Source organism: Agromyces sp. NPDC058064 (assembly GCF_042885275.1).
GTDB lineage: Bacteria > Actinomycetota > Actinomycetes > Actinomycetales > Microbacteriaceae > Agromyces.
In genome coordinates this window covers 209,940-227,337 of record NZ_JBHVSE010000001.1, presented here as the reverse complement: position 1 = coordinate 227,337, position 17,398 = coordinate 209,940, and the positions used below count along the sequence as shown (strand labels likewise).

Genomic DNA, 17,398 nt, shown 5'->3' with positions numbered 1-17,398 from the left:
GGTCAGTTCTCCTTCGAGGTGAATGCGCCGACGCCCCAGCAGGAGACGGCGAGGATGATGCCGCCCACGAAGAGCGGGAAGCTGTGGCCGAGCGCGCCGAAGAGGGCGCAGGCGAGGCCGATCACGAAGAGCGAGAAGACGAGGAGGAAGGCGATGCTCGCGGCGCCGCGCTCCTCCGCGCTGCCGTCGATCGCGCCGTGGCGCTCGCCGCACTCGCAGGTGAACGCTTCGCGCTCCCAGCGGCCGGTGCGGATGTCGTCCCAGTAGGTGACGGTGCAGATGGCCTCGCAGACGTCGCACTCGACGTCGGTCGTCGTCGGGATCTTGTAGGTGAGGGTGTCGCTCATCACGCACCCCCGACGGCGAACCAGATGCCGTACGCGACGACGATCGCGGACACTGCGCCGATGACGCAGGCGATGGTCGCGAGGATCGAGTCGCGGCGGCGGTGCCCGACCGGCCGCACCTGTTCGGGCTCGGGGCCGGCCTCGGTGCCGGTCATCGCGACCTCGGCGAGGATCACCTCGATCGACGAGGTGTGCGTGTTCTCGGCGTCGAGCACGGGGCGCGCGGCGAGACGGTTGTGCAGCTGACGCTCCGCGGGGAGCGGGCGGCCCTCGGCGTCGACGCACTCGCCGACGTCCGGGGCGCTCGGGCGCGGGTTCATGCCGCCACCGCCTCGACGAGGCGCATGACGCGCTGACCCTCGCGGGTCGCGTACTGCGGCTTGCCGCCGCGGTAGGTGCCGACCTTGATCGGCTCGATCGTGCCGAAGTCGCGCTGCATCTCCGTCATCCGACGGCGGATGTCCTGCAGATCGACCGAGGCGGGCAGCCATTCGCCGGCGCCCTTGCGGTTCGCCTGGTAGCGGGCGAGCACCTCGGCGGGCGTGCCGGGCCCGAGCTCGAGGGCGACGCGGATCGCCCCGTAGAGCATCTCCTTCTTCGTGCCCTTCGCCGCCCGCCCGGCCGCGTCGTGCGACGTGTGCGGGTCATCCCGGTGCGACATCCGCGCGACTTCGAGCGGTGTCGGTGTATCGTGGGTCGTGAACATTGGACTTGTTCCTTTCTGTTGATTCGCCCTCGTTGCCGCGAGGGCGTTTCTCATTCGCCGGCCGTTGAGCCGAAGGTGCGCGCGTCGATGAACGCCTGCAGGTCGTCAGCGCGGACGCGCTTCTTCGACCGCGTCTCGGTGCCGAGCTCGACGGCACGCAGCGAGCCGTCGTCGATGCGGGCGTAGACGTAGTCGGTCGAGACGCCGCCGAGAAGGTCGGCGGCCGATGCGACGGAGTACAGGCGGACGGCCTCGAGCGTGGCCATCAGGCCACCTGCTTCTCGGCCAGCAGCGACTCGATCGACACGTTCAGCTCGAGTGCGATCAGTGCGAGCTCGAAGACCTTGAACGAGCCCGAGTCCTTCTTCACCTTGCGGTGCAGCGTCGTGTACGCGATGCCCGTTCGGTCGGCGAGTTCGAGGAGGCTGATGCCTGCGACCTTGCAGGCTTCCTCGACCCGTGAGCCGACCTCGGCTGCGTCGTTTCGGTTAACCATACGGTGAACCATAGCAGGGGTTGACCAAATGGTAAACCCTCGACGCGCGGCCCACCTCAGGGTCAGCACTTACCCCAGAACGAGGGGTAGCCCGGGCGTGATTCGGTCTACCGAAACGGGTAAATTGACCGTATGGATAACCATCAAGAGATGGCACACCGCATCGCGAGAGCGTTCATCGATCAGCTCCGCGCGGAGATCGAGTCCAGCACCTATGGCTCGATCAAGCGGTTTGCGACCGACACTGGTCGCAGCTACGGATCATTCCGCCGGTACTTCCTCGATGAAGGCGACCCCGACGTGCGCGATCCGCAACTCACGATCGTCTGGCTCGCCGTCGCCGACCTAGGCGTCTCGCAGGAGGACTTCCTCAAGCGGGCGATGGCTCGAGTTCAGCACTGAGCTCGAGCATCACGATGGCCGCCGAGATCGCATCCGTGAGAGTCGGGCAGACTCGCCCGATCTGCATCAGCCGGCACTCTCGCTCGCAGGCGTTGCCCGAGCCGCAGATGGTCGCCATGGGGGTACTCCGTTCGTAGGGAAACGGCGACCGTCACCAGGCGCCGAGGTGGGTGGAAGGCTAGAAGTGATGATCCAGATATGGATAACGATGCATCCGAGAGAGCGCGCCTGCGCGCCGCCGATACCGTACCGGCGTGCCAGACGTCCTGAACCGAGCAGTCGCGAGGATCATCGACGCACACATGCAGGAGTCGTCGATGTCGCAGCGAGAGCTCGCCAGACGGGTGGGCGTAGGGCAGTCGACCGTTTCCCGCGTGCTGTCCGGGAAGACGCCGATGACGGTCGACCAGCTGGACGCGTTCTGCAGGGTGCTCAGGCTCGAGCCCTCCGAAGTGTTGGCGGCCGCCGGCCGGTAATCGCGTTCCATGCGGGTGACTGTAGGCCGCACCCACCGTCATTTCCAGCCCTGCCGGAGCCGGTATTCGCGGAAACTCGCGGACGTGTCCCCCGGACTGGGGGAGTGGCCCGATGTGGCCTGTCCTCACAACTGAGGACACCCCTGAGCGTGTCTGCGGATGAGGATATGTTGACCCCCAACGGAGGAGGATGTCGTGCGCGCAGCGAAGGGTGAAGGGTCGATCTTCAAGACCGCGAACGGCTACCGCGGGTACGTCACCGTCGGCGGCATGCGGAAGTACTTCTCCGGCAAGACGAAGGTCGAGGCCTCGGCGAAGCGGCAGGAGTTGCTCCAGCGCAAGAAGAAGGGCACGCTCACTGCCGGGCGCTCGATGACGGTCGAGCAGTGGCTCACGCACTACATGACGAGCATCGCCGACCTCCGGCCGAAGACGCAGACGATGGACGAGTGGGTGATCCGGAAGCACCTCATCCCGATGTTCGGGCAGACGCCCCTCGACAAGCTCACGCTCGAGCAGGTCGAGGAGTGGGTAGCCAGTCTCGGCCTCAAGCCGTCGTCGGTGCGGAGGTACGTGGCGCCGCTCCGCGCTGCGATCGAGGAAGCCGTGCGGCGGGGAAAGGTGGGCCACAACGTCGTGCACGGGCTGAAGCTGCCGAAGGTCGGCCGGCGCGACACCTCCGCCTACTCGGAAGAGGACCGTGACGCGATCCTCGCCGCGGCGACCGGATGGAACCGGGCCCGATGGTACATCGGCCTCGTCTTCGGCATCCGCCCCGCCGAGGTGCTCGGGCTGACCTGGCCGATGTTCGACGCGAACGCGGGCACCCTCACCCTCCGCTACCAGCTGCTCCGGATCACCGGCCGCGGTCTGATCCTGCAGGACGCGACGAAGACGGAAGCCGGCGAGCGGGTCATCCGGCTGCCGCGACGCATGGTCGCGATGCTGCTCGAGCACCGGAAGGAGCAGATGCTGTGCATGGCGGAGCTCGGCGACGAGTGGAAGCCGTGGGAGTTCGACGGCCAGCCTGTCCCGCTGATGTTCACCCAGGCGAACGGCCGGCCGATCAGCCCTGAGCTCGACACGAAGCGGTGGAAGGCGCTGCTTGCGTCGGCGGGTCTCGGCGACGAGCGCCGGTACAAGGCGCGCCACACCGGCGCCACGCACCTCCTGCAGGCATCCGGGGGAGACGTCGCGCTCGTCGCCGACATCCTCGGGCACTCCGACGCGTCGTTCACGATGCGGACCTACGTGCACCCGATGGAGAAGCGCGCCGCCGAGCTCGCCGAGAAGATGGATGCACCCTATGGTGCACCCTATGAACCCGATGACCCCCGGTCTACAGCGGAACGCGACCGAACCGGATCGGCGGAATCTCGCGGCTAGCCGTCCTACATCGACCTCCAGCGGAGGCCGTGAGCCTCACTCGTAATGAGAAGGTCGTGGGTTCGATTCCCACAGGCGGCTCCACTCGAAGGCCCGGACATGTCCGGGCCTTCGGCGTTTGCGGAACCCCTGAGAGCGGAGCGCGTGATGACGGCAGCCGAGAGGATCACGGCGGGCAAGTACGTGTCGCTCACCACCTTCCGCATGGACGGCACCCCGGTCGCGACGCCCGTGTGGTTCGCGCTCGACGGCACGCGGCTCGTCGTGCAGACGCCGGCGGGCACGGGCAAGCTGAAGCGGCTGAGGCGCGACTCGAGGGTGCTCGTCGCGCCGTGCGATCTGCGCGGGCGAGTGCCGGTCGGTGCGCCCGAGGCGCACGGAGATGCCGAGATCGTCGTCGACGAGACCGAGTCGGCGCGACTGCAGGGGCTGCTCCGCCGCCGCTACGGCTTCGTCTACACCGTGGCGAGCATGCTGATCCGGCCCAGGGGCGGCGCCGCCGCCGATGTGCTGCTGCGCATCACGCTCGACTGACCGGTACGACAGAAGGCCTCGGAGGGATCCGGGGCCTTCTGTCGTACCGGTCGCGAATCGTCAGCCGAGCGCCGGGCCGACGAGCGTCGCGTAGTTGGCGTAGCCCGTGGAGTTCGGGTGGAACGCCGCAGTGGTGTTGAAGATGCTGAATCCGTTTACCCACGGTGACGAGCTGCCGATGCCGTGCCCGGTGAACGCGGTCTCGACGTCGACGAAGACCGCGCCGTTGTCGGCGGCCGCGGCTTCGGCCACGTCGTTGAGCGCACCGGTGTCGGCGTTCACGCGGGAGGCGTAGGCGTAGTTCGACGGCAGGTGGAAGAGCTTCGGGTACCCGACCACGACGATCTTCGCCTGCGCGCCGACCTTCGCCCTGATCGCCTGGAGCACCGACGCGATGCGGTCGTACATCGTGCCGTCGTTCACCATTGCCTCCGCGGTCGCGAGGTTCGCCTCGCAGGTCGTGGCCGAGATGAACACGAAGCAGTTCTGCATGACCGAGGCGAAGCCGACGTCGTTGCCGCCGACCGTCAGGGTCACCCGTTGCGTGCCGGCCGGGATCGCGGGCACCTGGGAGGCGAGCGTCTCGACGGTCGAGGCCCCCGAGCACGCCGGGAACGCGGTGAGCTTCAGTGTGCGCAGCGCATCGAGCCGCTTGGGGTAGCTGTTGCTGCTGCGGTAGCAGCTCGTGTCGAGGTAGCTTCCGCCGCCCTGCCCGGCGGCGAAGGAGTCGCCGAGGGCGACGTACGAGAGCTCTTTGCCCCCGCCTCCGGGCTTGCCCCCGCCTCCACCGGGCTTCGCAGCGTACGCCGGCGCGGCGCCTGCGAAGGCCAGTGCGGCGATCGCGACGGCCGCCACGACCGCGACGAGCCCCTTCCGGGCGTTCACGACGCCACCGCCACGAGGTAGACGCTGTGGACTGCGGCGGTGTAGGCGGCGTAGCCGGCCGCGTTCGGGTGGAGGAACGTCACCGGATCCGCCGGGTTCTGGCCGAGCCACGGGCTGCCGCTTGTCGCCCCGTGCCCGAGGAACGGCGTCACCACGTCGACGTGGTGGGCGGGGAGGCCGGCTGCCCCGGCCGCGGCGACGGCCCCGGCGATCTGCGCGTCGAGCTGGGCGACGGCGCCGTCGATCACGCCCAGGAACCCCTCGGTCGCGCCGCCGAACGGCAGCGGGTAGCCGGTCACGAGGATGTCGGCTCGGGGCGCGCGCTCGTGCACCGCGAGGATCAGCTCGCCGAGGCGCTGCGCGATCACCCCGGACTGGAGCGTCAGCTGAGCGGCGACGACGGCGGCTTGGCAGGCCGGCACCGTCGGGTCGGGGAAGCAGGCCGCGTAGACCCCGCCGATGTCGAGGTCGCCGGCGCCGGCGGTGATCGTCACGAGGGTGGTGCCCCGATTGACCTGGCCGAGCTGGGAGTCGGTGACATCGCCGATCGAGGCTCCGCTGCACCCGGCGTTGCGGAGCAGGTTGATGCGGGGGATCGCGTCGAGGCCGTTCGCGTAGCCTGCGCCGGTGCGGAGGCAGGCGTCGAGCGGAGTGCCCGCGCCCTGGCCTGCGGCGATCGAATCGCCGAGCGCGACGTACTTCGCGACGGCGGTCTGCGGAGGTGCTGCCTGGGCGGGCAGCGCGATGCCGAATGGAATCGCGAGGAGGGCGACTGCGGCCGCCGCGGCGACGATGCCGTCGCGGGCCTTTCGGGCTGAAAGTGCGCTCATGGACCAACGCTAGGCCGTAATTGAGGAATCCACAGTAACCCAAAGGTGGGGGTGGGGCGGTGAGGGCCGAACTCGCCGTATTCTGGCCGGATGACCGAATCTCTGCGCTGGGGCATCCTCGCGACCGGCGGCATCGCCCGCCTCTTCGTCAACGACCTGAAGCTCAACGGCTTCGACGTGCGGGCGGTCGGCTCGCGCAACGAGGCCTCCGCCGCACGCTTCGCCGAGGAGTTCGGCATCCCGCGCGTGCACGGCAGCTACGAGTCGCTCGTCGCCGACCCCGAGGTCGACGTCGTCTACGTCGCGACGCCGCACCCGATGCACGCGGCCAACGCGACGCTCGCGCTCGAGGCGGGCAAGCACGTGCTCGTCGAGAAGGCGTTCACGCTCAACGCCCGCGAGGCCCGGCAGATCGCGGAGGTCGCCGAGGCCCGGGGGCTCGTCGCGCTCGAGGCCATGTGGACCAGGTACCTCCCGCACATGGTGCGGATCCGAGAGCTCGTCGCCGCGGGGGCGATCGGCGAGCCGCGCACGCTCATCGCCGACCACACGCAGCTGCTGCCGGAAGACCCGGCCCACCGGCTCAACGCGCTCGAGCTCGGCGGCGGGGCCCTCCTCGACCTCGGCATCTACCCGATCTCGTTCGCCTGGGACCTCTTCGGCGCGCCCGCGACGGTCAGCTCCTCGGCGACGTTCAAGCCGACGGGGGCCGACGCGCAGGTCGCGACGATCTTCACCTACGGCGACGGGCGCATCGCATCGACGCTCTCGGCGTCGAACACGCGCGGGCCCAACACCGCGATGGTGCTCGGCACCGAGGCGCGCATCGAGATCGACCCGATCTGGTACGCGCCGACGACCTTCCGCCTCGTGCGTCCCGACGGCGAGGTCGTCGAGGAGTACGTCTCCGAGGTGAACGGCCGCGGCATGCACTACCAGGCGGCCGCGCTCGAGCGGCTCGTCGCCGACGGGCGCACCGACGGCGGCGACATCCTGCCGACGCGCCAGAGCGTCGCGATCATGGAGACGCTCGACCTCATCCGAGAGCAGATCGGGCTGCGCTACCCCGGCGAGTAGGCGCCGATCGGGGATCACCCTGATCCGACCCCGAATCATCCTCTGGACGGATGGTGCGGCGCTCCGGCGCGCGGATAGGCTCGCCGGAGCGCCGCCCTGCCGACGCGTACGAGACCCGCTCGAGCGAGCGTCCGACGCGGGGTCCTGCGCCCCGACCCGAAGGAGTCCCCGTGTCTGCACGTCGCCCCGTCCTCGGCTTCACCGCCCTCGCCGCGGTCGCGATCCTCTCGCTCGCCGGCTGCGCCGGCGGTCCCGCCGGCGGCGCGGAGAAGCTCAGCTACGAGGACAGCCCGCTCACGAAGTACCTCGAGCCGGTGAACGGCTCGTGGGACGAGGAGCGGATCATCGCCGAGCAGAAGAAGGCCGAGGAGTTCAAGGCCGAGTGCATGGCGGAGGAGGGCTTCGAGTACACCCCCGTCGACCAGTCGCAGAACATGGGCTTCATGGACGAGGAGGAGATGGCCGAGCGCGAGACCGAGGAGTGGGTCGCCGCGAACGGCTGGGGCTTCGTGCAGACCCAGGCGGAGATGGACGCCCAGCAGGCAGAGGCCGAGGAGTTCGTCGACCCGAACCAGCCGTATGTCGAGTCGCTCTCGGCGAGCGAGCAGGAGGCGTACTACGCCACGCTGTACGGCGCGCCGCCCGCCGAGGAGGAGCTGAACGAGGACGGTTCGTACGAGTACAACTGGGAGACGGCCGGCTGCGAGGGCGCGGCGCAGCACGAGATCCAGGGCGAGAACTATTGGGAGGACGAGGAGTTCTCCGACCTCACCGAGGCGATGGGAACGCTCTGGGAGGGGCTCGCGAAGCAGCCCGACATGGTCGCGCTCGATGAGAAGTGGTCGGCGTGCATGGCCGACGCCGAGTACCCCGACCTGAAGACCCGCAACGACGCCCAGACCACGATCATGGACGAGCAGAACGCGTTCTGGGAGGGCGACAACCCCGAGGGGCCGAGCGAGGAGCAGCTCGCCGAGCTCAAGCAGAAGGAGATCGACATCGCCGTCGCCGACTTCCGCTGCGCCGAGAAGCTCGACTACCAGAACACCCAGCTGAAGGCGCAGTTCGCGCTCGAGGAGCAGTTCATCGACGACAACAAGTCCGAGCTCGAGGCGCTCCTCGCGGCGTACAGCAAGGGCGAGGAGTGATCCGGAGGCGTCGCGCGGCCGAGGCGGGCGATTCGGCCGAGTCCGCCGAGACCGGCGTCTCCGGCGAGCAGGCCGCGTCGGATGCCTCGGGCAGCGACTTCGACGCACTCGTCGCACCCGGGGCATCCGAACCGGCCGAGACCACCTCGTCAGAACCCGTCGACCCGGCGGTGCAGGGCTGGCGGCGGGTGCTCCGCGGCAACCGCGTGCTCTGGGTCCTCGCGGCCGTCGCCATCGCCTCGCTCGTGGCGGGCGTCGGCCTGAGCTTCCTGATCGTCTCCCCGGGGCAGGCCGCCGCCGACGCCGCGGCTCCCGACGCCGGCCCCATCACCGTCCCGGTCGAGCTGCGCGCGCTCTCGAACGACGTCACGATCCGCGGTGACGCGGCGTTCGCCGACTCGGTCGAGGTGAAGCTCGAGACGGGCGACCTCGGCGGCCCGGCCGTCGTCACCGGACGGGTGCCCGAGGTCGGCGCCGCGCTCGGGCCCGCGGCGATCGCCCTCGAGGTCACCGGTCGACCCGTGATCGTGCTGCCGGGGGAGCTCCCGGGGTACCGCACGCTCCGCGCCGGACTCTCGGGGCCCGACGTGACGCAGCTCAAGCAGGCGCTGCGCGCCGTCGGCATCGACCCGGGCGACGTCGGCTCCGACACCTTCGACTCGGCGACCGCGGCCGCTGTGGCCGCGCTCTACGACCGGGTGGGCTACCCGCTGCCCGAGGCGCCCGAGGGCACCGCCGACACGGTGCGCTCGGCCCGCGAGTCGGTGACCGGCGCGGAGGAGGCGGTCGCCTCCGCCGAGCGCGCGCTCGCCGCCGCCGGGTCGGGGCCGAGCTCGGTCGAGCGGGTGCAGCTCGACAACGCCGTGCGGTCCGCCGAGCGTGCGCTCGCGGCGGCGAAGGCCGGAGGCGACCCCGTCGCGATCGGCGACGCCGAGGACGCCGTGAAGCTCGCCCGGGTCGAGCGCGACGCCGGGCTCGCGCCCCGCGACGCGAGCGCCGAGCGGGCGGCGCTCGACTCGGCGCGCTCGCAGCTCGCCGACGCGTACGAGCTCCTCGAGGAGGCCGAGACGGGCACCCTCGCCTTCCTCCCGGTGAGCGAGGTGCTCTACCTACAGGACCTGCCGCGCCGGGTCGACGAGGTCATGGTCGAGCGCGGCAGCATCGTGCAGTCCGCGGCGATGCTCGTGTCGGGGGCGACGCTCGCGATCAACGCCTCGGCCGCCGAGAGCGATGCGAAGCTGCTGAAGGCCGGCGACGTCGCGACGCTCGCGATGCCCGACGGCTCCGAGCTCGGGGCCACGATCACCTCCGTCGAGCCCCGCAAGGCCGAGGGCGGCGAGGCCGCCGAGTCCGGCCCCCGCTACGACGTCGTGCTCGCACCGGTGAAGCCCACCGACGCGCAGGTGCAGGCGCTGCGCGGGCAGAACGTGCGCGTGAAGATCTCGATCGGCGCGACCGAGGGCGAGGTGCTCGCAGTGCCGCTCGCGGCGCTGACGGCGGGGCCCGGCGGCGAGTCGCGCGTCGAGGTGCAGGAGGGCTCGGAGACCCGTCTCGTCGAGGTCGAGACCGGCCTCGCGGCCGAGGGCTTCGTCGAGATCACCGGCGACATCGCCGAGGGCGACCTCGTCGTGGTGGGCCGATGAGCACGACCCCCGTGGTCGAGCTCATCGATGTCACCCGCTCGTTCCCCGGCCCGCCCGAGGTGCAGGCGCTGAAGGGCGTCAACCTGACGATCGGGCGCGGCGACTACCTCTCGATCGTCGGACCGAGCGGCTCGGGCAAGTCGACCCTGCTCAACGTGCTCGGCCTGCTCGACCGGCCGACGGTCGGCGAGTACCGGCTCGGCGGCGTGCTCACCGCGGCGCTCGACGAGGAGGCGCGCGCGGGGCTCCGCGCGCGCACCATCGGGTTCGTGTTCCAGGCCTTCCACCTGCTGCCCCGCCGCACGGTGCTCGACAACGTGCTGCTCGCCACCCTCTACAGCGGGGTGCCGAGACGCGAGCGGATGCCCCGGGCGAAGGCCGCACTCGACCGGGTCGGGCTCGCGCACCGCATGGACTTCCTGCCGACGACCCTCTCGGGCGGTGAACGCCAGCGCGTCGCCGTCGCCAGAGCCGTGATGGCCTCGCCCGAGCTCATCCTCGCCGACGAGCCGACGGGCAACCTCGACCAGCAGACCTCGGGCGAGGTCATGGACCTCTTCGAGGAGCTCAACGCCGACGGGCTGAGCCTCGTCGTCATCACGCACGACCAGCACGTCGCCGACCGTGCGCGGCGGAGCATCCGCATCGCCGACGGGCGGGTGAGCGAGCTGTGACGCGGGCGATCCTGCGGCGCCTCCGGCGCGGTGCGGCCGACGGCGGCGCCGCCGACGTCGCCGACGGCACGACCGACGGCGGCGCGACGGCCGGCGACTCCGGCGGGGCCGAGATCCCCTCGATCGCCCGCGCCGACCGGTTCACGAACCAGGACCTGCTCGTCGAGGTGAGCCACGGCATCGGCGGTCACACCGGCCGCCTCGTGATGACCACCCTCGGCACCGTGCTCGGCATCGCCTCGCTCGTGGTCACGATCGGCTTCGCGCAGACGGCCGCGGGGCAGATCAGCCGCCAGTTCGACGCCGTCGCCGCGACGCAGGCGGTCGTGAAGCCCGAGACCGCGAACTCCGGCGGCGACGAGGTCGCGACGACGACGCTGCCGTGGGACTCGTCGGAGCGGGTCGAGCGGCTGAACGGCGTCGAGCGCGCCGGGCTCATCGGCGAGGTGCCGATCGGCGAGCTGCAGATCACCGCCGTGCCGATCAACGATCCCTCCGCGCCCGAGGTGCTGAGCCCTGCGCTGCTCGCCACCTCGCCCGGACTGCTCGACGCCGTGCGCGGCGAGGTGAGCGCCGGGCGCTACTTCGACGACGGTCACGACGCCCGTGCCGACCGGGTCGCGGTGATCGGCGCGCGGGCCGCCGAGAAGCTCGGCATCAACCGCGTCGACAGCCAGCCGTCGATCTTCATCGGCGAACGCCCGTACACGGTCATCGGCATCGTCGAGGGCATGGAGCGCCGCGCCGACCTGCTCGACGCCGTGATCCTGCCGCTCGGCACGGCGAGGGCCGACTTCGGCCTGCGCAGCGCGAACGAGCTGCAGCTGCGCATCGACGCCGGTGCCGGCCCGCTCGTCGCGAAGCAGGCGCCGATCGCGCTCGACCCGAACGCGCCCGAGAACTTCGACGTGCAGGCGCCACGCGCGGGCTCCTCGCTGCAGGAGAGCGTGCAGGCCGACATCAACGTGGTCTTCCTCATCCTCGGGGTGATCGCCCTGCTCGCGGGCGGACTCGGCATCGCGAACGTGACCCTGCTCTCGGTGTCGGAGCGCACCGGCGAGATCGGCCTGCGGCGCGCGCTCGGCGCGACGCGACGGCAGATCGCACGGCAGTTCATGGTGGAGTCGGTCGTGATCGGCCTGCTCGGCGGGCTGATCGGCGCGGCGGTCGGCGTGTTCGCGGTGGTCGTGGTCGCGCTCGTGCAGCAGTGGACCCCGATCATCGACCTGCCGATGGTGTTCGGCGCCGCCGTCCTCGGCGCGGTCGTCGGGCTCGGCGCCGGCGCGTACCCGGCCCGCAAGGCCTCGCGCATCGAGCCGATCGCCGCGCTGCGGGCCGGCGTCTAGCGGCGTCGAGGAGCCGGTGCCGGGGGCGGCCGCCAGGCCGCGCACGGGATCCGCGCCGTTCCTGAACGGGGCATCGGGGGAGGACGCGTACAATTCCCGCGTGATCGATGAGACGGATGCCACGAGCGCCGCACCGCAGGAGCGGGGCGGGGCCGGGGCATCCGTGCTCGCCTTCATCAGGCGCCATCGACTGCCGCTCGCGATCGTCGGGGGCGTGCTCGCCCTCGCGCTCCTCGGCGGCGGCGCCGTGGCGCTCGGCGCCGCCTCCGCGCCCGAGCCGACGGCCGCGGTCGCCGTGCCGAGCGAGACGCCGACCCCCACGCCCGAGGCGCGCGCCGTGCCCGAGACGGCCGCGGCGGCGAGCCGCGTGCGCACCTGCTCGGTCGCCGAGGCCGCCGCAGACCCCCGACTGGCGAACCTGCAGGCGCAGGTGATGAAGGCGTCGACCGGCGAGGTGCTCTACGACCGTGGCGGCACCACGCCCTCGCGCACCGCCAGCGTCATGAAGGTGCTCACCTCGGCGGCCGCGCTGTCGGTGCTCGGGCCGGATCACCGGGCCGCCACGACGGTCGTCAAGGGCTCCGAGCCGGGCTCGGTGGTGCTCGTCGGCGGCGGCGACGTCACCCTCTCGCGCACCCCGTCGGGCGACGAGACGGCCTACCCGGGAGCGGCGCACCTCGACGAGCTGGCGCGTCAGGTCCAGGAGGCCTGGGCTGCCGACCCCGCGAACCCGCCGATCACGAAGCTCATCCTCGACGCCGGCTACTTCGGCGGCGAGGAGTGGCAGCCGAGCTGGGACCTCGTCGAGCGCGAGGACGGCTACATGTCGAACATCACGGCGCTCATGGTCGACGGCGACCGCGACGACCCCTACTCGAACACCTCCTGGCGCAGCGACGATCCCATCGGCCGGGCGGGGCAGGCCTTCGCCGACGAGCTCGGCGGCATCGGCACCATCGAGCGCGGCACGGCGCCGGCCGGCGCGACGCAGCTCGGACAGGTGCTCTCGCCCCCGGTCTCGGCGCTCGTCGACAAGGCGCTCGTCGTCTCGGACAACACGGTCGCCGAGATGCTCGCCCGGCTCGTCGCGATCGAGACGGGCTCGGGCAACGACTTCGCCGCGATCAACGCGGGCGTGCTCGAGGGCCTCGCCCCCTACGGGGTCGACACCACCGGCGTCGTGGTGGTCGACGGCTCGGGGCTCTCCGACGACAACGCCGTGCCGCCCTCGTACCTGACCCGGCTCTTCGTGAAGATCAACGCGCGCGAGGCGAACCTCGGCTACCTGCTCGATTCGCTGCCGGTCTCGGGCGAGCGCGGCTCGCTCGCCTACGACGACCGGTTCTGGGGCGACAACTCGGTCGCCGACGGGCGCGTGATCGCGAAGACGGGCTGGATCAACTCGGGCTACACGCTCTCGGGCGTCGTCCGCGCCGAGGACGGCACCGACCTCACCTTCGCGATCTACGCACTCGGCGACGTGACCGACGAGGCGAAGACCGCGATCGACACGCTCGCCACCGCCTTCTACCGCTGCGGCGACAACCTCTCGAACCAGTGAACGGGCGCGGAGCCCGCCTCCGCGATCTCGGCAGCCGCCCGGGTTGCCCCGCGCACCCGCGGGGGGACAATGGAGGCATGACCCGCGCGCTGTTCATCATCGACGTCCAGAACGACTTCACCGAGGGGGGAGCACTCGGAGTCGACGGCGGAGCCGCCGTCGCCGCCGGGGTGAGCGAGCTGCTCGCGCGGCACCGCGACGCCTACGAGCTCGTCGTCGCCTCGCGCGACTGGCATTCGGGGGAGGGGGACAACGGCGGCCACTTCGCGACCGATGCCGAGCCCGACTACGTCGACACCTGGCCGGCGCACTGCGTCGCCGGCACGGTGGGCGCCGAGTACCACCCCGCGCTCGCGGTCGACGAGGTCGACGTGCACATCCGCAAGGGGCAGGGCGTGCCGGCGTACTCGATCTACGAGGGCACCGACGACGCGGGCGACACGATCAGCGAAGTGCTCGGGCGCCACGGCATCACCGACGTCGACGTGGTCGGCATCGCGACCGACTACTGCGTGCGGGCCAGCGGGCTCGACGCACTCGAGCACGGGCAGCACGTGCGCGTGCTGACCGACCTCGTCGCTGGGGTCGCGGCCGAGTCGTCGGCCGCGGCGCTGGCCGAGCTCGGCCACGCCGGGGCGCTCATCGTGACGTCGAGCGTCGTGGCCGAGGCATCCGGGGCCGCCGAATGATCGCGACGGATGCCTCGCGCCCGCCGCTGCTGCACGCCGAGAGCGCCGACGGGGTGCTCATCGGCTACCGCGTGCACCGCGCCCCGAACCGCGACGCCTCCCAGCCGCCCGTGCTGCTCGTGCACGGCTTCGCCTCGGACGCCCGCATCACCTGGGAGGGCACCGGCTGGGTGAAGGCGCTCACCGACGCCGGTCGCGAGGTCGTGACCCTCGACCTGCGCGGCCACGGCGACAGCGACAAGCCCGTCGACCCGGCCGACTACGCGCCGCTGCGGCTCGGCGCCGACCTCGCCGCCGTGCTCGACTCGGCGGGCGTGCCGGTCGCCGACGCCGTCGGCTACTCGATGGGATGCCGCGTCGTCTCCGCGCTCGCGGCGATCGCCCCCGAACGGCTGCGCCGGGTCGTGCTCGGCGGGGCCGGGCCGAACGAGCTGTTCGCCTCGTGGGCGATCGACGAGGTGCGCGCGCTGCTCCTCGACGACCGGCCGAGCGAGAACCGGGTCATCGAGCAGGTGCTCCGCCCCGCGATCGAGGCGGGGGCCGACCGCGAGGCGCTGCTCGCCGTCGTCGAGGGGGTCTCCGGCGCCCCGCTCGGCATCCCCGGCACGATCCCGACGCTCTTCGTCGCGGGCGAGAACGACCCGGTGCCGGCCGGCGTGCAGCAGCTCGCCCTCGACTGGGGCGTGGACCTCGTGTCGGTGCCCGGCCGAGACCACGTCTCGACGCTCACCTCGCGGGTGTTCAAGGACGCGGCGGTCGGGTTCCTGGGCGCGTAGGCCGCCCGGCTCCCGCACCGGGTGCCAGCGGCGAGCTGTACAACATGTACAGCTCGAATCGGATCGTGTCGCAACGATCGAGCACCTTGTCGGGTGCTCGATCGTCGCTTTGCCGCCCCCTCGTGGTGATCCCTAGGCTGCCGATCGTCAGCGGCGACGGGCGCCGTGGTGACGACCCACGAGGAAGTAGGGACATGATCCACCAGCGCGACGCCATCGGCCGACTCCCCGCCTACAAGCCGGGCCGGCCCGCCGCGCAGGGTGCCGTCAAGCTCTCCTCGAACGAGAACCCGTTCCCGCCGCTGCCCTCCGTCGTCGACGCGGTCGTCGCAGGACTCGACGCCATCCAGCGCTACCCCGACCTGGGTGCCGCCGAGCTCACCCGCCGGCTCGCCGAGCACTACGACGTCGACCCCGCCGAGATCGCGCTCGGCGCCGGTTCGGTGGAGGTCGCGAGCCAGCTCATCCATGCGAGCGCCGGCGACGGCGACGAGGTGGTCTTCGCCTGGCGCTCCTTCGAGGCGTACCCGATCCTCGTGCAGGTGGCGGGCGCCACCCCCGTGCCGGTGCCGCTCACGGCCGACGAGCGCCACGACCTCGACGCGATGGCCGCCGCGATCACGCCTCGCACCCGGCTCGTCTTCGTGTGCAACCCGAACAACCCGACCGGGGCGACGGTGACCGCCGACGAGCTCACCGCGTTCCTCGCGAAGGTGCCGGCCGAGGTGCTCGTCGTCGTCGACGAGGCCTACGTGCACTTCGACGACGACCCCCGTTCGGCGAACGGGCTCGAGTTCTTCCGCAGCCACCCGAACGTCGCGGTGCTGCACACGTTCTCCAAGGCGTACGGACTCGCCGGGCTGCGCGTCGGCTACGCGATCGCGCCGGCCGCGGTCGCCGCGAACCTCCGCCGCGTGGGCGTGCCGTTCGCCGTCAGCGACCTCGCCCAGCGGGCGGCGATCGCCTCGCTCGATGCCGAGTCGGAGCTCGAGGCGCGCATCCGCGAGATCGTCGCCGAGCGCGCACGCGTCACCGCCGCGCTCCGCGACGGCGGCTGGCAGCTCGTCGACTCGTTCGGCAACTTCGTCTGGCTCCGCACCGGCGACGACACCGAGCGCGTCGACGGCGTGCTGCACGAGCACGGCGTCGTGGCCCGCGCCTTCGCCGGCGAGGGCATCCGCGTGACGGTCGGCTCGCCCGAGGCGAACGACCGCTTCCTCGCCGCCGCGGCCGCGGCGCTCGCGACCACGCCGGTCGCGGTGCCCGCCGGCTGACCTCTCGCGCGTCGCACCCACCGACCGCCCGCACGACCCGGGCCGGCCGCATCTCCGCGGCCGTGCTCGCCCCCGAGACCTGCGCCCCGCGCCGGAACCCCGCACCACCGCACCACGGACCTGAGGAGGATCCCGACGATGAGAACCCACCCGAAGCTGACCGGACTGGCGCTGCTCGCGGCCGGAGCGCTCGCGCTCACCGGCTGCGCATCGGACGGCGCAAGCGCCGGAGCATCCGACGACAGCATCTCGATCGGCATCAGCCAGATCGTGCAGCACCCCGCGCTCGACGCGACCCGCGAGGGCTTCAAGCAGGCCTTCGCCGACGCCGGCTACGTCGAGGGCGAGGACATCACCTTCGACGAGCAGAACGCGCAGGGCGAGCAGGCCACGGCCACGACGATCGCCGCGAAGTTCCAGACCGACGGCGTCGACCTCGTGCTCGCCATCGCGACGCCCACCGCGCAGGCCGCGGCCCAGTCGATCGCCGACATCCCCGTGCTCTTCACCGCCGTCACCGAGCCCGCCGAGGCCGGCCTCGTCGACAGCTGGGAGAAGCCCGGCGGCAACGTCACCGGCACGAGCGACCTCAACCCGGTCGAGCAGCAGCTCGAGCTCGTCACCCAGGTCGTGCCCGACGCGAAGACCGTCGGCATCGTGTACAGCTCGGGCGAGGTGAACTCCGAGGTGCAGGTCGAGCTCGCGAAGGAGGCCGCGGAGGAGCTCGGTCTCGAGATCAAGGAGGCGACCGTCACGAACTCGAGCGAGGTGGCGCAGGCCACCGAGTCGCTCGGCGACGTCGACGCGATCTACATCCCGACCGACAACCGCGTGACCGAGGGCCTCGAGGCCGTCGTGCAGATCGCCGAGCAGAAGCAGATCCCGCTGTTCGGCGCCGAGGGCGGCCAGGTCGAGCGCGGCGCGATCGCCACCTACGGCATCGACTACACCGAGCTCGGCTACCAGACCGGCAAGATGGCGATCGAGATCCTCGAGAACGGCGCCGACCCGGCCGAGATGCCCGTCGAGACGCTCGACGAGCTGTCGCTCATCGTGAACCCCGCCGCCGCCGAGCGCCAGGGCGTCACGCTCCCCGAAGACCTGGTCGCCGACGCCGACCAGACCATCGAATAAGACGCCCACGGGAC

The 17,398-nt window shown here is 71.6% G+C and carries 21 protein-coding genes and 1 tRNA gene; 15 read left to right on the top strand and 7 right to left on the bottom strand.

Going from position 1 to position 17,398, the window contains the following annotated elements; translation table 11 throughout:
• Positions 1-2 precede the first annotated feature (2 nt).
• The 5 genes from ACFVSL_RS00945 to ACFVSL_RS00925 all read right to left on the bottom strand — a co-directional run bounded on the left by ACFVSL_RS00945 (position 3) and on the right by ACFVSL_RS00925 (position 1,549).
• The gene (locus ACFVSL_RS00945; RefSeq protein WP_386937672.1) at positions 3-347 is read right to left on the bottom strand and encodes a hypothetical protein; all 345 of its coding nucleotides are present in this window, start codon (positions 345-347) and stop codon (positions 3-5) included.
• Positions 347-667: a hypothetical protein gene (locus tag ACFVSL_RS00940; RefSeq protein WP_386937670.1), complete on the bottom strand. Its 321-nt coding sequence runs from the start codon at positions 665-667 to the stop codon at positions 347-349. The genes ACFVSL_RS00945 and ACFVSL_RS00940 overlap by 1 nt, the downstream gene beginning before the upstream one ends.
• Entirely contained in the window at positions 664-1,008 is a 345-nt protein-coding gene (locus ACFVSL_RS00935; RefSeq protein WP_386937669.1) for a hypothetical protein, read from the bottom strand. The genes ACFVSL_RS00940 and ACFVSL_RS00935 overlap by 4 nt, the downstream gene beginning before the upstream one ends.
• 95 nt (positions 1,009-1,103) lie before the next feature.
• The gene (locus tag ACFVSL_RS00930; protein WP_386937668.1) at positions 1,104-1,319 is read right to left on the bottom strand and encodes a hypothetical protein; all 216 of its coding nucleotides are present in this window, start codon (positions 1,317-1,319) and stop codon (positions 1,104-1,106) included.
• Positions 1,319-1,549, bottom strand: coding sequence for a helix-turn-helix domain-containing protein (locus tag ACFVSL_RS00925; RefSeq protein WP_386937667.1), 231 nt, complete (start codon positions 1,547-1,549; stop codon positions 1,319-1,321). The genes ACFVSL_RS00930 and ACFVSL_RS00925 overlap by 1 nt, the downstream gene beginning before the upstream one ends.
• A gap of 150 nt (positions 1,550-1,699) precedes the next feature.
• Here ACFVSL_RS00925 and ACFVSL_RS00920 point away from each other — a divergent pair, with 150 nt between their 5' ends.
• The 5 genes from ACFVSL_RS00920 to ACFVSL_RS00900 all read left to right on the top strand — a co-directional run bounded on the left by ACFVSL_RS00920 (position 1,700) and on the right by ACFVSL_RS00900 (position 4,347).
• Positions 1,700-1,951: a hypothetical protein gene (locus ACFVSL_RS00920; protein WP_386937666.1), complete on the top strand. Its 252-nt coding sequence runs from the start codon at positions 1,700-1,702 to the stop codon at positions 1,949-1,951.
• Between the two features lie 302 nt (positions 1,952-2,253).
• Positions 2,254-2,427 carry a helix-turn-helix domain-containing protein gene (locus tag ACFVSL_RS00915; RefSeq protein ID WP_386939297.1) on the top strand — a complete coding sequence of 58 codons (174 nt, stop codon included), beginning with the start codon at positions 2,254-2,256 and terminating at the stop codon, positions 2,425-2,427.
• A 195-nt stretch (positions 2,428-2,622) separates the two neighbouring features.
• Positions 2,623-3,813 carry a tyrosine-type recombinase/integrase gene (locus ACFVSL_RS00910; RefSeq protein ID WP_386937664.1) on the top strand — a complete coding sequence of 397 codons (1,191 nt, stop codon included), beginning with the start codon at positions 2,623-2,625 and terminating at the stop codon, positions 3,811-3,813.
• Positions 3,813-3,897: transfer RNA gene (locus tag ACFVSL_RS00905), tRNA-Ser, on the top strand. Before ACFVSL_RS00910 ends, ACFVSL_RS00905 begins: the two co-directional genes overlap by 1 nt.
• Before the next feature lie 63 nt (positions 3,898-3,960).
• On the top strand, positions 3,961-4,347 hold the full coding sequence (locus ACFVSL_RS00900; protein ID WP_386937662.1) for a PPOX class F420-dependent oxidoreductase: 387 nt from the start codon (positions 3,961-3,963) through the stop codon (positions 4,345-4,347).
• Positions 4,348-4,407: 60 nt separating this feature from the next.
• Here ACFVSL_RS00900 and ACFVSL_RS00895 read toward each other — a convergent pair whose 3' ends face one another.
• Together ACFVSL_RS00895 and ACFVSL_RS00890 are read right to left on the bottom strand one after the other, a co-directional pair.
• The gene (locus tag ACFVSL_RS00895) at positions 4,408-5,232 is read right to left on the bottom strand and encodes an SGNH/GDSL hydrolase family protein (RefSeq protein WP_386937660.1); all 825 of its coding nucleotides are present in this window, start codon (positions 5,230-5,232) and stop codon (positions 4,408-4,410) included.
• Positions 5,229-6,062: a GDSL-type esterase/lipase family protein gene (locus ACFVSL_RS00890; protein WP_386937658.1), complete on the bottom strand. Its 834-nt coding sequence runs from the start codon at positions 6,060-6,062 to the stop codon at positions 5,229-5,231. The genes ACFVSL_RS00895 and ACFVSL_RS00890 overlap by 4 nt, the downstream gene beginning before the upstream one ends.
• A 90-nt stretch (positions 6,063-6,152) precedes the next feature.
• Here ACFVSL_RS00890 and ACFVSL_RS00885 point away from each other — a divergent pair, with 90 nt between their 5' ends.
• The 10 genes from ACFVSL_RS00885 to ACFVSL_RS00840 all read left to right on the top strand — a co-directional run bounded on the left by ACFVSL_RS00885 (position 6,153) and on the right by ACFVSL_RS00840 (position 17,384).
• Entirely contained in the window at positions 6,153-7,139 is a 987-nt protein-coding gene (locus ACFVSL_RS00885; RefSeq protein ID WP_386937656.1) for a Gfo/Idh/MocA family protein, read from the top strand.
• A gap of 170 nt (positions 7,140-7,309) precedes the next feature.
• On the top strand, positions 7,310-8,287 hold the full coding sequence (locus ACFVSL_RS00880) for a hypothetical protein (RefSeq protein WP_386937654.1): 978 nt from the start codon (positions 7,310-7,312) through the stop codon (positions 8,285-8,287).
• Positions 8,284-9,930, top strand: a complete 1,647-nt coding sequence (locus ACFVSL_RS00875) for a hypothetical protein (RefSeq protein WP_386937653.1) — start codon at positions 8,284-8,286, stop codon at positions 9,928-9,930. Before ACFVSL_RS00880 ends, ACFVSL_RS00875 begins: the two co-directional genes overlap by 4 nt.
• Positions 9,927-10,604, top strand: a complete 678-nt coding sequence (locus ACFVSL_RS00870; protein WP_386937651.1) for an ABC transporter ATP-binding protein — start codon at positions 9,927-9,929, stop codon at positions 10,602-10,604. The genes ACFVSL_RS00875 and ACFVSL_RS00870 overlap by 4 nt, the downstream gene beginning before the upstream one ends.
• A 113-nt stretch (positions 10,605-10,717) precedes the next feature.
• Positions 10,718-11,950, top strand: a complete 1,233-nt coding sequence (locus ACFVSL_RS00865) for an ABC transporter permease (RefSeq protein ID WP_386939296.1) — start codon at positions 10,718-10,720, stop codon at positions 11,948-11,950.
• A 100-nt stretch (positions 11,951-12,050) separates the two neighbouring features.
• Positions 12,051-13,511, top strand: coding sequence for a D-alanyl-D-alanine carboxypeptidase/D-alanyl-D-alanine-endopeptidase (locus ACFVSL_RS00860; protein WP_386937649.1), 1,461 nt, complete (start codon positions 12,051-12,053; stop codon positions 13,509-13,511).
• A 77-nt stretch (positions 13,512-13,588) separates the two neighbouring features.
• Positions 13,589-14,200: an isochorismatase family protein gene (locus ACFVSL_RS00855; protein ID WP_386937647.1), complete on the top strand. Its 612-nt coding sequence runs from the start codon at positions 13,589-13,591 to the stop codon at positions 14,198-14,200.
• On the top strand, positions 14,197-14,976 hold the full coding sequence (locus ACFVSL_RS00850; protein WP_386937646.1) for an alpha/beta fold hydrolase: 780 nt from the start codon (positions 14,197-14,199) through the stop codon (positions 14,974-14,976). Before ACFVSL_RS00855 ends, ACFVSL_RS00850 begins: the two co-directional genes overlap by 4 nt.
• Before the next feature lie 194 nt (positions 14,977-15,170).
• Positions 15,171-16,250: a histidinol-phosphate transaminase gene (hisC, locus tag ACFVSL_RS00845; RefSeq protein ID WP_386937644.1), complete on the top strand. Its 1,080-nt coding sequence runs from the start codon at positions 15,171-15,173 to the stop codon at positions 16,248-16,250.
• 138 nt (positions 16,251-16,388) lie between these two features.
• Positions 16,389-17,384: an ABC transporter substrate-binding protein gene (locus ACFVSL_RS00840; protein ID WP_386937642.1), complete on the top strand. Its 996-nt coding sequence runs from the start codon at positions 16,389-16,391 to the stop codon at positions 17,382-17,384.
• The last annotated feature ends 14 nt before the right edge of the window (positions 17,385-17,398 follow it).